At 70.5% G+C, this 15,172-nt stretch carries 12 protein-coding genes; 4 read left to right on the top strand and 8 right to left on the bottom strand.

Annotated features, from left to right (window positions below; translation table 11 throughout):
* Window positions 1–5 precede the first annotated feature (5 nt).
* Window positions 6–1,217, bottom strand: coding sequence for an MFS transporter (locus tag HV826_RS24490; RefSeq protein ID WP_176419420.1), 1,212 nt, complete (start codon window positions 1,215–1,217; stop codon window positions 6–8).
* Between the two features lie 62 nt (window positions 1,218–1,279).
* On the opposite strand from HV826_RS24490, the gene HV826_RS24495 reads away from it, so the two are divergent.
* On the top strand, window positions 1,280–2,332 hold the full coding sequence (locus HV826_RS24495; protein WP_176419421.1) for an isopenicillin N synthase family oxygenase: 1,053 nt from the start codon (window positions 1,280–1,282) through the stop codon (window positions 2,330–2,332).
* Window positions 2,333–2,396: 64 nt separating this feature from the next.
* The gene (locus HV826_RS24500) at window positions 2,397–3,041 is read left to right on the top strand and encodes a glutathione S-transferase family protein (RefSeq protein ID WP_176419422.1); all 645 of its coding nucleotides are present in this window, start codon (window positions 2,397–2,399) and stop codon (window positions 3,039–3,041) included.
* Window positions 3,042–3,089: 48 nt separating this feature from the next.
* On the opposite strand, the gene HV826_RS24505 is transcribed toward HV826_RS24500, so the two are convergent.
* The 5 genes from HV826_RS24505 to HV826_RS24525 all read right to left on the bottom strand — a co-directional run bounded on the left by HV826_RS24505 (window position 3,090) and on the right by HV826_RS24525 (window position 10,011).
* Window positions 3,090–3,458 carry a metal-sulfur cluster assembly factor gene (locus HV826_RS24505; RefSeq protein WP_176419423.1) on the bottom strand — a complete coding sequence of 123 codons (369 nt, stop codon included), beginning with the start codon at window positions 3,456–3,458 and terminating at the stop codon, window positions 3,090–3,092.
* Window positions 3,451–4,530, bottom strand: coding sequence for an amidohydrolase family protein (locus HV826_RS24510; RefSeq protein WP_176419424.1), 1,080 nt, complete (start codon window positions 4,528–4,530; stop codon window positions 3,451–3,453). Before HV826_RS24510 ends, HV826_RS24505 begins: the two co-directional genes overlap by 8 nt.
* Before the next feature lie 42 nt (window positions 4,531–4,572).
* Complete coding sequence (locus tag HV826_RS24515) at window positions 4,573–6,849, bottom strand: PAS domain S-box protein (RefSeq protein ID WP_176419425.1); 2,277 nt, start codon at window positions 6,847–6,849, stop codon at window positions 4,573–4,575.
* A 257-nt stretch (window positions 6,850–7,106) separates the two neighbouring features.
* Entirely contained in the window at window positions 7,107–8,336 is a 1,230-nt protein-coding gene (locus HV826_RS24520; RefSeq protein WP_176419426.1) for a type II toxin-antitoxin system HipA family toxin, read from the bottom strand.
* A 1-nt stretch (window position 8,337) separates the two neighbouring features.
* A complete protein-coding gene (locus HV826_RS24525; RefSeq protein ID WP_176419427.1) occupies window positions 8,338–10,011 on the bottom strand; it encodes a DUF262 domain-containing protein in 1,674 nt (557 codons plus the stop codon).
* A gap of 450 nt (window positions 10,012–10,461) precedes the next feature.
* Here HV826_RS24525 and HV826_RS24530 point away from each other — a divergent pair, with 450 nt between their 5' ends.
* Together HV826_RS24530 and HV826_RS24535 are read left to right on the top strand one after the other, a co-directional pair.
* The gene (locus HV826_RS24530; protein WP_176419428.1) at window positions 10,462–11,961 is read left to right on the top strand and encodes a M20/M25/M40 family metallo-hydrolase; all 1,500 of its coding nucleotides are present in this window, start codon (window positions 10,462–10,464) and stop codon (window positions 11,959–11,961) included.
* A 234-nt stretch (window positions 11,962–12,195) separates the two neighbouring features.
* A complete protein-coding gene (locus HV826_RS24535; protein WP_176419429.1) occupies window positions 12,196–12,522 on the top strand; it encodes a hypothetical protein in 327 nt (108 codons plus the stop codon).
* A gap of 8 nt (window positions 12,523–12,530) precedes the next feature.
* Here the strand turns inward: HV826_RS24535 and HV826_RS24540 are convergent, their stop codons facing one another.
* Both HV826_RS24540 and HV826_RS24545 read right to left on the bottom strand, forming a co-directional pair.
* Complete coding sequence (locus HV826_RS24540) at window positions 12,531–13,433, bottom strand: phosphotransferase family protein (protein ID WP_176419430.1); 903 nt, start codon at window positions 13,431–13,433, stop codon at window positions 12,531–12,533.
* A 9-nt stretch (window positions 13,434–13,442) separates the two neighbouring features.
* The coding region (locus HV826_RS24545) for an MDR family MFS transporter (protein ID WP_255217391.1) at window positions 13,443–15,172 on the bottom strand (1,730 nt) is incomplete at its 5' end.

Genomic DNA, 15,172 nt, shown 5'->3' on the forward strand with positions numbered 1-15,172 from the left:
TGCCGTCAGGCCTCGGCCGTTTCAGGAACGCCGCCCTTCGGCCCCCGCTTGAGCGCCAGCAGCGCCACGACACACAGCGCGGCGCCGGAGGCGCACACCCCGCTCCATCCCCAGTGCGTCCAGGCGAAGGTCCCCAGCCACGAGCCCGCGGCGCCGCCCGCGAAGTACGTCACCATGTAGAGCGTGTTCAGCCGGCTGCGGGCCTCCGGACGCAGCGAGTACACGCGCGTCTGGTTGGAAATCTGGTTCGCCTGGACACCCAGATCGAGCAGCACCACGCCCAGCGCCATGCCCCACAGCCAGCGCCCCAGGGGCCACATCACGACGAACGACAGCAGCAGCACGACGATGGCCCCGGCGTTGATGCGCCGGTCCCCGCGCTTGTCGGCGTAGCGGCCCACCAGCGGTGCCGCGGCTGCGCCCACCACGCCCACCACGCCGAAGAGCCCCGCCACCTGCGCGTCGTACTGTTGCGGCAGGCTCTGGAGGTACAGCGCCAGCGTGGACCAGAAGACGCTGAACGCGCCGAAGCTGAGCGCGCCCAGCACCGCGTGCAGCCGCAGCACGGGCTCGGTGCGCGCCAGGTGGATGAGCGAGCGCAACAGCCGCGGGTACGGCATGGAGGCCATGGGCGGCTGCGACGGCAGGGTGAAGCGAAGCACGCCGGCCAGCAGGAGCATCAGCCCCGCCGCAATCCAGAACATGGTGCGCCAGCCCAGGTGCGTCCCGACGAAGCCCGCCGCCGTCCGGGACAGGAGGATGCCCATGAGCACGCCGCTCATGACGGTGCCCACCACCCGGCCTCGCTGCGCCGCGGGGGCGAGATGCGCCGCGAAGGGGGCGAGGAGCTGGGGGGTGATGGTGGTGACGCCCACGAGGAAGCTCGTGGCCACCAGCCAGCGCAAGGTCGGCGCGAGCGCCACGCCCACGAGCGCCAGCGCCACCAGCATGTTCATGGTGACGATGACCCGCCGCCGCTCCAGGCTGTCGCCCAGCGGGACGATGAAGAACATGCCCACCGCGTAGCCCACCTGCGTCAGCATGGGCACCAGCCCCAGCGCGCTCCCTGAGACTCCCAGGTCCGCGCCGATGTCTCCCAGCAGCGGCTGGTTGTAATAGAGGTTCGCGACGGTCGCGCCCGCGGCGGCGGCCATGAGCCACACGAGCCCGCTGGTCAGGACGGTGTGGGGAGCTGCCGGAGGGGAATGCGTCGTCATGGAGGCAGGCGGACTCTCGCGCCGCGCCCGGCCGGGGTCCAGACCTGTGTAGGCTCCCGGAAATGACGGGTCCAGATTTCGCACACGGCGGCTTGCCCGTCATCGACATGGCGTCACTGTTTGACGCCTCCCGCGTCACCGAGCGAGCGCGCGTCGCGCGTGAAATCGAGCAGGCCTGTCGCGACAGCGGCTTCTTCTACGTGACGGGCCACGGCGTGTCCGGCGAGGTGCTCGCGCGGCTGGAGCGGGAGAGCCACCGCTTCTTCGCGCTGCCCCGGGCGGCGAAGGAGGCCATCGCCATGGCGCGGGGCGGCGTCGCGTGGCGCGGCTGGTTCCCGCTCGGGGGCGAGCTGACCTCGGGGCGCCCGGACCAGAAGGAGGGGCTCTACCTGGGCACGGAGCTCGGGAGCGAGCACCCGCGCGTGCAGGCCGGCTGGCCGCTGCACGGCGCCAACCTGTGGCCCGCGGAGGTGCCGGAGCTGCGCGCGGCGGTGCTCGACTACATGGACGCCTGCACGCGCGCCGCGCATGCGCTGATGGAGGGCGTGGCGCTGAGCCTGGGCCTGGACGCGGGCTACTTCCGCCAGCACTACACGGCCGACCCGACGGTGCTCTTCCGCATCTTCCATTACCCCGCGGAGGCCCAGCACCAGGAAGAGAACTGGGGCGTGGGCGAGCACACCGACTACGGCCTGCTCACGCTGCTGGCCCAGGACGACCACGGCGGGTTGCAGGTGAAGACGCCGCGCGGCTGGGTGGAGGCACCGCCGCTGCCTGGGACGCTGGTGTGCAACATCGGCGACATGCTCGACCGGATGACAGGCGGCGGGTACCGCTCCACGCCGCACCGGGTGAGGAACGTGAGTGGCAAGGACAGGCTGTCCTTCCCGCTCTTCTTCGACCCGGACTTCGCCGCCGAGGTCCACCCCCTGCCACGCGGCGCTGACGTGGACGAGGACCGCGCCCGCCGCTGGGACGGCGCCAGCGTCCACGCCTTCCAGGGGACCTACGGCGACTACCTGTTGGGCAAGGTGTCCAAGGTGTTTCCGGAGCTCGTGCGGCGGGTGCGGGAGCGCGCACCCACGGCGTTGACGGCGCCCAGGTCGCGTGCTTGAGAACGCTGCGCCGGATGACGAGCTTCAGCGCGTCCATGCCGCTCACCGACCAGGAGACAACACGATGATGACCGTCAGCGCGTTCAAGTGGGTTCCGCCGTTCGCACAGGGCCTGGTGCGGGACCTCCGGGTGCGGTGGGCGCTCGAAGAGGCGGGGCTGCCGTATCAGGTGAAGTTCATCGACAACAAGGTCCAGGCCTCGCCCGACTACCGCAAGCTCCAGCCGTTCGGCCAGGTGCCGGTGCTGGAGGAGGAGGGCCTGGTCCTCTTCGAGTCGGGCGCCATCGTGCTCCACATCGCCAACAAGTGTGAGGCGCTGCTGCCGGCGGACGCGGCGGGCAGGGCTCGCGCGGTGACGTGGCTCTTCGCGGCGCTCAACTCCATCGAAATCATGATTCAGCCGCTCGCCGAGGTGGACCTGTTCTTCGCCCAGGAGGAGTGGGCGAAGCTGCGCAGGCCGGGCGTCGTGGAAGCGCTGAAGGAGCGCCTGGGCGAGCTCGCGACGCAGCTGGGCGAGCGCGAGTACCTGGAGGACCGCTTCACCGCGGGGGACCTGATGATGGTGACGGTGCTCCGCATCCTCCGGCACACGGACGTGCTGGACGGCTTCCCCACGCTGAAGGCGTACAAGGAACGCTGTGAGGCCCGCCCCGCGTTCCAGCGCGCCCTGGCGGCCCAGATGGAGCCGTTCCAGCAGCCTCGCGGTTGAAGCGCCCGGACGCTGGCGGGCACGCACCCGCCAGCGCCGCGGCACGGCTCAGGAGCGGCGCTGCGCCTCGTCACGCGGCAGCAGGCGGCCACCCAGCATGGTGATGCGCTTGGCCGCGAGCCGCTCACGGGCCTCCGGCGTGATGTCCTGAGGCGTCCACTTCAGCTCCTGGTCGAACTCCACGTTCACCTCGGTGACGCCTTCCACCGTCAGCAATCGCTGCTCGATTTCCCGCATGAAGTAGGCGGCCATCATGCACATGGGCGAGGTGATGTGCATGCGCACCGTCACCTGGCCCTCCGTGCGCGTCACCGACTCAATCAGCCCCATCTCCCCGATGCCCAGCGGCACGCCCGTGGCGCAGCTGCACGGGTCGGGGATGTCCTGGATGCGCTCGCGCAGGGTCTGCTCATTCATACAGGCTCTCCTGGTAGCTGTACGGCGGGAGGTCGCCGCGCGCCGCCTTCAGCTTCGCGAACGCGTCGTTGGCGATGTTCTTCTTCACCGCCTCCACGTCCACGCCCGCGTAGCGCGCGTAGTTGCCGCCCAGAATCATCCGCTTCACGTCCGGCGTCACCTGCATGCCCGCCACCTGCACCAGCTCATCCGGGAGCTGGAAGTCATGCCAGAACTTGTGCAGCGCCGGGTGCGGGTGGCTGAACACCGTCCCGGAGCCCCACATGATTTTATCCGGGCCCGCCCACTTGAGCAGCGCCGCCAGGGACTCGGCGAACCAGCGCTCGCGCTTCACGATGAGCGCGCCCGTCACTTCCAGGTTCACATACACGTTGGGGAACAGCGACAACTGCATGCCCGTCTCGTCCAGGAAGGCCATGCCGCCGTGGACGATTTCGAAGTTCAAGTCAGGGAAGGCATCCGCCGCGCCGCCAATGTCATCCACCTTGTAGGGCTCCAGCGGCACCGCGCCCATGGGCAGGCCCTTGTGCACGGCGATGTTCTTGATGCCCAGCTTCTGCGCCCGCTCGAAGAGCGGGAAGGCGATGCTCGGGTCATCCATGCGCCAGCCCGTGTGGCGGAACTTGTCGCCCAGCCACGCCGCCGGGTAGAGCTTCAGGCCGCTGGGCTTGAGCGTCTCGTACTGCTGCTCCAAGTCATCCAGCGCCGCCGTGCCGCGCAGCGGGTCCACGCCCGCGTACACCAGGAAGCGGTGGGGGTAGTTGCGGTGAATCTCCAGCGTCTTCTCATAGGAGCACAGGCCGTCGTGGTACAGCGTCTGGAGCGGCAGCACGTGGTGCACCGCCAGGTCGACGCCGCTCTCCACGAAGAGCAGGTGCGCCAGCTCCTGCACGGACCAGTTCTTCAGGAAGCCTTCCGCCGTGGGGACGCGGTACGCCTCCCCGGACAGTCCGCTGTGCAGCCCCCAGATGAGCCCCGCGAGCGACTCGGCGTACTTGCCGGCGCGGTAGTTCGTGGGATGGAGGTTGTAGGCGTGTGTCACCGCATCGATGACGAAGTTGCCGTCAATCATCCGAGGACTCCTTTCACGGTTGGGCCGGGAGGACGCCCGGCGTCATTCGCTGCCACCAGAGGCACCCAGGAGCTGTCCCAGGCCCTGATGAATCGACTCCACGTCGAAGGGCTTCTCAATCTGGAGGTTGGGCACGCGCTCCAGGAACTGGCGGGCCCGCGTGGTGTACGAGCCGCCGGTGATGAAGATGAAGCGCTCCGCGATGCCGTCCCCGCGCTCACGGACGCGCTCGTAGACGTCCATGCCGGAGATGCCCGGCATCATCAGGTCGCAGAAGACGGCGTCGAAGGGCGCGCCCGACGTCAGCACCGCCAGCGCGTCCTCGCCGTTGTTCACCACCGTCACCCGGTGCTTCATGCCGATGATGCGCGCCAATGAGCGGCCCACGGCGGGCTCGTCGTCAATCACCAGCACCTGTCCCCGCCGCTCGGCGTGGGGCGCGGGCGCCACCGGCGCGACCTGGGGGGGGACGGCGTCCGGCGCCGTGGGCAGGGTGACGGTGAAGGTGGTGCCCCGGCCCAGCTCGCTGCGGACGGTGATGTCACCGCCCAGCTTGCGGATGAGGCTGTGGCAGATGGACAGCCCCAGCCCCGTGCCCTTGCCCACGGGCTTGGTGGTGAAGAAGGGGTCGAAGACGCGGGAGCGCACCGCGGGCGCCATGCCGCAGCCGGAGTCGCTCACGTCCACCAGCACGCTGCCCGGCGGCCCGGCGCGGACCCACACGGTGATGTGGTGCTCCTCGGCGTTGCCTTCGGGGATGGCCTGCGCCGCGTTCACCAGCAGGTTGAGGAACACCTGGCCCAGCCGCGAGCCGTCCGCGTGCACGCGCGGGACAGACTCGTACTTCTTGATGAGCCGCGCCCGGTGGCGCAGCTGGCTGGTGGCCATGTTGATGGAGAAGTCCAGCGGCTGCCGCACGTCCACCGCTTCGCGCCGCTCCTCGTCCTGACGGGAGATGAACTTCAAGTCCCGCACGATGTTGCGCACGCGCATGGCGCCTTCCTGCGCCTCCTTCAGCAGGGCCTCCGTGTCCTGCAGCGTCGCGGGCCACGCCACGCTGGCCGGGCCGCGCTCCCCGGCCCGCGTCAGCTCCGCGCCCAGGCGGTTCACGGACTCCAGGGCCGAGGCCAGGTTGGCCATGACGTAGGTCAGCGGGTTGTTGATTTCATGCCCCACGCCCGCCGCCAGCGTGCCGGCCAGCACCATGCGGTCGTTCTGCAGGAGCTGCGACTGGGCCTGCTTGCGCTCGGTGATGTCGCGCGCCATCACCACGACGGCCTCGTGCCCGTCGAACTCGATGGGGATGCCCACGCTCTCCGCGTCGTACCAGGTGCCGTCGCGCCGCAGGTAGCGGACCTCCCGCAGCGGGGCCAGCTCACCCTTCACGGCCGCGGTGTGCACGCGGTCCTTCACGAGCTCCAGGTCATCCGGATGGACGATGCTCCAGATGGGCTTGGCCATCAGCTCGGCCGGGTCGTCGTAGCCCAGGGCCCGCAGCAGCGTGGGGTTGGCGTAGATGAAGCGCCGCTGGGTGTGCACGAAGATGCCTTCGGGGGCCCGGTCGATGAGCCTGCGGAAGCTCTCCTCCGAGCGGTGCAGCGCCTCCTGCGTGCGCTTGCGCTCGGTGACGTCCTCGAACGCGAACAGCCGGTAGCGCATGGCGTCCCCCGCCACCGAGGAGGACGTGGACAGCCGGCGCAGGGTGCGTCCATCCGACAGCCTGGCTTCGTCCTCCAACAGGCCCGGCACGCAGCCCTGGTCCGGGGCCGCGCACAGGCGCAGGAACTCCGCCGCGTCGCCGGCCTTGAGGCAGTGTTCAATCACCTCGTCATGGGTCAGCTCGCCCCGGTGGATGGTGCCCTCCAGCGCGGTGATGCCCCACAGCTGGCAGAAGCGGTGGTTGACGTAGTGGACCCGGCGCGTGCGGATGTCGACCAGGTAGAGGCCGAAGGGCAGGTAGTCACTCTCCGGCCAGGGCGCGGGGGACGGCTCCGCGGCCTGCCTCACCGTGCAGTAGAGCGGCTCCGACTCCGACGCGGCGGTGATGCGCCAGGACAGAGATAGCCAGGACCCATCCGGCTGGCGCCAGCGGCAGGTGCATGAGGTGGGGCTCCCAGAACCCAGCTTCGCGAACAGGACGGCGGCGTCTTCGGTGGGAATGAAATCCTGCAAGGACATGCCGCGCAGCGACGTCAAAGACAGGCCCACCAGGTGGCCAAAGGCAGGATTGGCTTCGAGCAACACGCCATCACGGCCCAGGATGACGTAGGGCTCCGTGGACTGCTCGAAGAAGCGGTGGGCCCACTGCTCGGTCAACATGCTTCCCTTGGGTTGCCAGGGTGCAGCCAGCGCCGGCTTGAGGGGAAGGCCGGGTCATGGCATGCGAGGTGTTCGTAGATGCCTTTACGCTTTCCAGGACATAGACACTATTTGTGGAAAAATTGCATGTCCTGATTTCATGGACGGTCCCGCTCATACTCGGAGTCAAGACACTGACGGGCAGCCTGCTCGGCGGGGGAGTGAGTACCCATGGTGGGGCGGACCCCACCCGGGACTGACGTCGCGAGGCCTCCGGTTCATTGCCCCTGGAGCAGGGGCACGCGCTTCCAGTGGGCTTCGATGCGGCGGCGGCTCTCTTCCGGCAGCGGGAGCTGCGCGTGGAGCGAGGACCAGGAGTCGAGCGACGCCTCCACCGCGGACTTCACCACGGGGAGCACGTCGGTGACGGGCAGCGCCAGCTTCCGGGCCAGCCGTTCGAAGCCGTCCAGGGAGATGTCCTCGAAGCGCTTGGACTTCGCGAAGTTGAGCGCGAGCGTGTCCGCCGGCATGTACTGGAGCGTGGACACCAAATCGTACGCGGGCGACAGCGTGGCGCGGGTGCCGTCCGGGTAGAGCAGGGACCAGTTCTTGTGGTGCGCGTCACCGTTGCCAATGACGGCGATGAACACCAGCCGCCGCAGGAACTCGTGCAGCGCGTCCAGGCCGGCGACCTTGTAGATGACGTTGGCGACCGTCTCGTAGTTGTACTTCTTGTACTTCTCGTCGGCGTACAGCCCCAGCACCTGCGTCAGGTCCTCCATGTGGACCCGGCGGCCGGGCTCGGGGCGGTCGAAGCGGCGCACGGCGTAGGCCACGTCCTCGCGCAGGGTGATGCCTTCGGGCAGGCCCTGGATGTCGGCCACGTTCAGCAGCGCCACCTCCGGCACGGTGATGCCGGCGGCGCGGGCCCACGTCATCATGGAGAACTCGTTCTCCGGGACGCGGTCGTAGCGGTTGTCCGGCAGCTTCACAATCCAGTTGCCGCCGCGTCCGCCCGCCGGGAGCGTCATCGCCTTGTCCCGGCGCAGCATGGAGAACTTGAGCTGCACGCCCGCCAGCGAGAAGCGCAGCGGCTCCTGCTCCTGCGGCGCGTGGGGCGTCTGGGGCTCTTCCAGGGGCTCCAGGCCGCTGAGTGACAGCACGCTGGCGGGCCGCACGACGATGGCGCCGGGCAGGTCCTCGCCCAGCCGCGCGATGAGGAAGAACTCACGCTGGCGGGCCACCTGCTCGCGCTCCGCGATGAGCTCGCGCAGCGTGCCCTCCGGGAGCAGGTTGGAGAAGAACGAAGGCAGGCGCAGGCGGCTGACGTGCCGGCGCGTGAGGTCGTCCTCGAAAATCTGCCCAAGCACCGGGCGTGGGTAGCGCTGGCGGTACTCCTCCGTGATGACGAACTCGATGCGCTCGTCCTCCAGCAGCGTCAGCGTGCCGACGTGGACGTCGCCCAGGTGGACGTCGAGGATTCCGGCCGTGGTGCGGGTGGGCTCCAAGTCAGTCCTCCTCCTCGACGACCAGCGATTGGAGGGACGGACGGTCCGACTCCTCGTGGCGGGTGCGGGCCCGCAGGAACTCGATGATGTGTCTATCGATGAGCTCCATGCGCTGCATGAGGAATTCGAGCGTGCCGCCCTCGCGCAGCGTGTCGCGCATGGCGGGCGTCACCGCCTGGCTCTGGAGGACCTCGGGCGGCGGCGCGGGCTCGCCGCGCAGCACGTCCAGCAGGGGCTGGCCGGGCAGGGGCGGGTGCAGCAGGTAGTTGGCGGGGGTGAAGAGGAAGGAGCGGTACAGCGCGGGGTCCAGCTTCAGCTCGGCGTCCGGCTCCTGCACGGTGAGGGACTTGAGCACGGGGCTGAGGCTGGCGGGGTCGGTGTCGCTGAAGAGCTGGGATGGCTCCAGCAGGGCGCCGGTGCGCAGGTGCCGCGGCTGGAGCGCGTACAAGGCATTGAGGGCCATGCCCCGCGAGCGCAGCGCCAGGCCAAACGTCGCGGGTTGCGCGTGTTGGGCCAGCCATTCGTCGGACAGGGGCCGCACCTGCGCCAGCAGGGACTGGACGGACTGCTCCTCGTCGGGGCCGATGGCGGCCAGCAGCTCCTGCGGCGAAAGGGCCCGGCTGTCGAGGAAGCTGTCCACCAGGCTGCCGCGCCAGAACCCGCGCGCGAGCAAATCCCGCGTGCGCGGTGACGGCTCCGGGTGCAGGTGGAAGAAGCGCGCGAGCAGCACGAAGTAGAGCGGGTTCGTCAGCAGGCGCCCGTGCGGGATTCCCGCGTCGCGCTTGAGGAAGATGATGACGCTGCGCAGGGCCGCTTCCGTCTGGAGCAGCGTCTGGGTGAGGTCGTCCTCCTCGCGCAGCTGCTTCTGGAAGTCCTGGGTGAAGTCCAGGCCGCGCACCGCGAGCACGGCCTTGAGCAGCAGGGACTCATCGATGCGGCCGAAGCCCAGCTCCAGCAGGCTGGTGGCCAGCGCCTTGAGGTTCGGCAGCCGCGAGCCCGCGGCGCCGCCATAGAGCGCGTTGAAGACCTCGTCGTCGGTGAGCGGCTTTCCGGAGGTGTTGAGCCGCTTGAAGATGATGCGCAGCGTCTTCTCCTCCGCGGCTTCGACGACGTACGCGGGCATCTGGTACTCGCGCGCCGCCTTGCCCAGGCGGATGGCCGCGCGCACGTGCTCCGGGTTCTTCTCGCGCCCTGGGTAGCGGTCCAGCCAGCCCAGCAGCTGCTCGCTGTCGAGCACCCGGTTGAGCGGCAGCCAGTGCAAAGGCGTCGGCTCGCCGTGCGCGGGCTGGACGATTTCCTGCGTGTCCAGGTCGAAGAAGAGCGTGAAGCCGTCCCGCGCGGCGAGCTCCTGCTCTGGGTGGAGGAGCACCGCGGCCAGCGCGGTGATGCGCTGCTGTCCATCCACCACCCACAGCGCCTGGCTGTGGGACGGCGCGTCAATGCGCACCGGGCCGAAGCTCACGCTGGCGGCGGGGGCCTCGCGCTTCCAGAAGAGCAGCGTGCCGATGGGATAGCCGCGGTACACGCTGTCGAGCAAATCCCGCACATCGCCGGCCTCCCAGCGCAGGGGCCGTTGGAAGTGGGGCAGGCGCACCTCACCTCGCCGGACGCGGTCCAGCAGGTCCTCGATGCTGAATGCCGTCGCCTGGGGCCGCCGCGTCAGGGTGGATTGCATGCGCTTGCCTCTGTCCGGCCTGTAACACGCCCCGCACGGGATGCCCGCCTTCCGGTGGAGGCCCCCGGGAATCGCCCGATTTGGACAGTGAGGGTGGAATCGTCTGTCTTCACGGGGTGTGAATGTCAGATTATGGGCTCGGAGGGGGAGCGTGCTTGACGGGCGCCCGCCCGCCCTTCAACATGCCGTCCACGTTTCCTCTTCGGAGTGAGACGCGGCGGCGGTGATTGCCTCCCCCAAAAGCGACACCGCCGTGGAAGTCCCAGTTGAGCCCCGCGCGCCGCGTTCCCCCTCTCGGCGCGCGGTGGCCCCTGGGATTCCCGCTTCGCTCCTCGGTTCCCTGCCTGGATGACGCACGGGCGTTGGCTGCTTCCGGGCGGTGGTGACGCTCATCGTCGCTTGCGAGCCCCAGGGCCTCGGCGGAGAGTGGGCGCCTCCCCTGGAGGACCCTTGCCCGTCGCCACCTTCATCCTGCCCGCTTCCCTCGCGCTCCAGCTGCTTTCGGGAGCCGCACCCGCCGCGAAGTCGGCGCCCAAGGCCGCCCCGGCGAGGCCCGCCGCCACCGCGAAGCGCGCCGCGCCCGTGTATGCGCAGGCGACCGCGGAGAAGCTCATCGGCCCCGCGCTCACGGATGGCCATGCCTATGCGCGGCTCGCCGAGCTGACGGATGGCATTGGCCCGCGTCTGTCGGGCTCGCCAGGCGCCGAGGCCGCCGTGCAGTGGGCGCTGCGGTCCTTCAAGGCAGACGGCGTGAAGGCGTGGCTGGAGCCGGTGAAGGTGCCGCACTGGGTGCGAGGCGAGGCGTCTGGCGAGGTGCTGGCCTCCGAGCGCACGCGGGGGCACCCCCTGGCGCTGCTGGCCCTGGGCGGCAGTCCGCCCACCGCGCCCGAGGGCCTCACCGCCGAGGTGGTGGAGGTGACGTCGCTGGAGCAGTTGGAGTCGCTGGGCGCGGCGGTGAAGGGGAAGTTCGTCTTCTTCAACCACACCATGGCGGTGGCCGCGGACTACGGGCGCTTCGCGGGGCTGCGCTCACGAGGCCCCGCCGCCGCCGCGAAGCACGGAGCGGTGGGCGCGCTGGTGCGCTCGCTGGCCACGGCGTCGCTGCGCACGCCGCACACGGGGGCGACGAACTTTCCCAGTGAGGGGCCGCGCATCCCGGCGGCGTCGGTGGCCACGGAGGACGCGGACCTGCTCCACCGGTTGCTGGCGGGCGGCCCGGTGCGCGTGAAGCTGATGCTGGGCAGCTCCGAGCTGCCGGACGCGGATTCCTTCAACGTCGTGGCGGAGATTCGCGGCCGGGAGAAGCCGCGGGAAATCGTGCTCATCGGCGCGCACCTGGATTCGTGGGACGTGGGCACGGGCGCGCATGACGACGGCGCGGGCGTGGTGATGGTGATGGAGGCCGCGCGCCTCATCGCGAAGCTGCCGCAGGCACCCCGGCGCACGGTGCGGGTGGTGCTCTTCATGAACGAGGAGAACGGCCTGCGCGGTGGGCGGGCCTACGCGGAGGCGCACGCCGCGGAGCTGCCCCGGCACGTGGGCGCGCTGGAGATGGACGCGGGCGGCGGGCGGCCCGTGAGCATCAGCGTGCGCTCGGGCGAGGGCGGACAGGAGTTGCTGCGCCCGTGGCTGCCGCCGCTGACGGCGCTGGGCGTGACGCAGTTCTCCGCGCGTGAGGCGGGTGGGGCGGACATCAGCCCGCTGCTGCCCGCGCGCGTGCCCTTCTTCGGCGTGGAGGTGGACAGCAGCCGCTACTTCGACGTGCACCACACGGAGGCGGACACGCTGGACAAGGTGGATCCGCAGGACCTGGCGCGCAGCACCGCCGCCGTGGCGTGGATGACGTACGCGCTGGCGGAGATGCCCGGCACGCTCACGCGCCCTGAAGCGCCGGCGCCGCGTGGGCCCGCGCCGGTGCCTGTGCAGCAGTCGAAGAGCGCGGGGCACTGAGGGGACTGCCGGTGCGCCCCTCGGATTGCCGAGGGGCGCTGTGGGTGCCGTGCGGGCTTGCGTTGCGCGACGGGGCGTGGCTTTCGGTGTGTTGGCCCGAAGGTGCCTTCCGAGGCGTCGGCGGGCTTGTGTCGCGCTGGCGGCGGTCGACGCCATGGGGAGTGTCTGCTGCCTCTTCTCGTGGTGTATGTCTTGCTTTGCCTGTGCCCGCTCAATGTAGGTCGGAGGTCATTCATGACGAAGCAAGGCAAGCGTGTTCCGGGGCTGAAGTGGGTCATCGCCGCGTTCGTCCTGGCGGGCTGTCGCGGCGCCGAGGGCGAGGTGCCCACGTCGACCGAGTCCAGGCTGTCGTTGAAGGAGGGACAGGTGCTGGGCCCAGCGTGTACCGGGGAGCAGAAGCAATGTCCCGAGGGGCTCACCTGCGCCTCGTTCAACCTGGGCTCCAGCCCTGAAGTCCGCTGCGTCCAGTCCCCGGAAATCTGTGACCTGTTCAAGTGCAGCAGCGGCGAGTGCGTGGTGCTGGAGAGTTACCCCATCCAGGTTCGTTGCAGCGGCTCCTGAGTCGCGCGCTACGCGCCGAAGGCCGGGTGCTCCTCGAGCCCGGTGAGCGCCCGCTGTCCGGCGGCGAGGTACTCCGGCCGCCCCTGCGTCTGGCCGAAGGCGATGTCGGCCACCGCGCGGCAGGCGGCGAACCACCGTGCCCGCGTGAGGACGGCGGGGCTGACCGCGGCATACGTCTCCAGCGCGGAGGTCAGCATGGGCGCCCCGCCCCAGTGGAGCAGGCCGGCCAAATCCCTCGCGGGGTCTCCGACGCACGCATCACTCCAGTCAATGACTCCCGTGGGAGCACCCCGGGCATCGACCAGGACATGCTCCGCGGCGAAGTCGCCGTGGACCAGCCGGGGCGCGCCGCGTCCCTCCGTGGGACGCACCCTGAGCCGCTGCTCCCAGTCCGCCGCCCGGCTCGGGTCCACATGGCCGTGTTCGACGGCGAGGCGCAGGTCGTCCACGGCGGCGGCTGACCATTCCTCGAGCTCCACGTCGTCGTCTCCCGGTACCCCGAGCGCGTCGGCTTCGGCGGGGTCGAGCGCGTGGAGCGTCCCCAGGAAGGCGCCGAGCCCGCGGCCGAGGCCCGACAGGTCGAGCCGCCCAGGCTCGACGAGGAGCGCGGGCGTCCCGGGGAGCTTCTCGTAGCCCGCGAAGTCGGCGGCGGGGTGCGCGAGGAAACGGTAGACGGGGACCGGCAGGGGAAGGCGGGGCCCGAGCCACGCCGTCAGGCGCGCCTCCCACGTCAGGTGCTCGGCGGCTTCGTCGCTCTTGGGAAAGCGGAAGACATAGCGTCCCTCCACCTCGAAGGCCTGGTGGTCCAGGCCCTCGCCCATGCGGACGACCCGGGCCGTCGCGAGCGAGGGAAACCGCGCGTGGATGCGCTCGGCGGCCTCCGCGTCCGTGAGCGTGGGGGGCTGTTGCATGCCGTGACTCTACTGCTCCGGGACGCGGGCACGTGGCTCGATGCGCCGGTGCCTCCGGCGCAGGTGCTGCTCCGGAAGGAACAGCGTCACCAGCAGCGCCGCCAGGGCGATGAACAGGGTGACGCGGTACACGGCGGAGACGCCGCGCGTGAACGCCACCTTCAGCGCCTGGTCCGCCGCGTCCACCGCCGCCAGCGCCTGCCGCTCCTCCGCGTCCACCTTCGCCCGGGCCGCGGGGGCGACGGCGGCCCGCCGCTGGGCAGCGAGCTCCGCGCGCACCCGCGCCTTCACCTCGTCCGCGCGGAACACCTGCCCGGTGGGGCCGCCTTCGCCAGTGACGTCAGGCGCGGCGCGCGTCACCTCGGCCTTCACGGCGTCCGGGAGCGCCGAGGTCGCCTGCGCCATGCGCGCCTCCAGCTCCGAGGACAGCGTGGACGCGAACACCGTCCCCAGCAGCGCCACGCCCAGCGTCATGCCCAGCTGCCGGAAGAACGTGGCCGCCGCCGTGCCCACGCCAATCTGGTCCGGCGGCACCGCGTTCTGGATGGCCATCGTGTAGAGCGGAATCGAAGGCCCCAGGCCCAGGCCCACCAGCACCATCTTCGCCGTCACCTCCGCCTGGGTGGAGTCCGGCGTCAGCGTGAAGGCCATGATGGCGAAGCCCGCCATCAGCAGCACCAGCGAGCCCAGCAGCAGCGCCTTGTAGCGGCCCACCCGGGACACGAGCTGCCCGCTCAGCACGTTCCCCGCCACCACGCCCAGCGTCAGCGGCATGATGGTGAGCCCCGCGCGCGTCGCCGACAGCCCCACCACGTTCACCATGAACAGCGGCAGGAAGACGACGCCCGACAGGAACGCCCCGCCGACGATGAACACCGCCGCGTTGCCCGCGCTGAAGGCCCGCAGGCGGAACAGCTTCAAGTCGAGCAGGGGCTCGGGCGCGCGCCGCTCCGCCCAGAGGAAGGCCACCAGCCCCGCCGCCGACAGCGCGAACAGGCCCAGGATGCGCCACGACGTCCAGGCCCAGTCGCCGCCGTCTTGCTGCCCCAGGCTGAGCGCCAGCAGCAGCGGCACCAGCGCCACCGCGAGCGCCAGCGCCCCCGTCACGTCCAGCCCGCCCCGGGCCTCACGGTGAGGCTTCAGCGGTGGCATGCGCGCCAGCACCAGCGCCAGCGCCACCGCGCCCACGGGCAGGTTGATGAAGAACACCCAGTGCCAGCCCAGGTGGTCGGTGATGAACCCACCGGCCAGCGGCCCCACCACGCTGGACAGGCCGAACATGGCGCCGAAGAGGCCCTGGTACTTGCCGCGCTCACGGGGTTCGAAGAGGTCGGCCACCACCGCCAGCGCGGCGGTGAACAGCGCCGCGCTGCCCAGCCCCTGCACGGCGCGGAAGAGGATGAGCGCCACCGTGGTGCGCGCCACCCCGCACAGGAAGCTGCCCGCGAGGAAGATGAGGATGCCCGCGGCCAACACCGCGCGCCGGCCCAGCAGGTCCGACAGCTTGCCCCACACGGGCACCATCATCGTCGACGCGACGAAGTACGACGTGGTGAGCCACGGGTAGAGCGAGGCGGGGATTCGCAGGTCCGCCTGGATGGCCGGCCCCGCGGTGGCGACAATCGTCTGGTCCAGCGCGGCGAGCAGCAGCCCCAGCACCGCGCCCAGCAAGGTGAAGACCTTCTGGGAGCGCGTGAACGCCGGGAAGACGGACGGCGCGGCGGCGGGGGTGGAGGCGG

The sequence above is a fragment of the Myxococcus sp. AM010 genome (assembly GCF_013372585.1).
Classification (GTDB): Bacteria; Myxococcota; Myxococcia; order Myxococcales; family Myxococcaceae; genus Myxococcus; species Myxococcus vastator.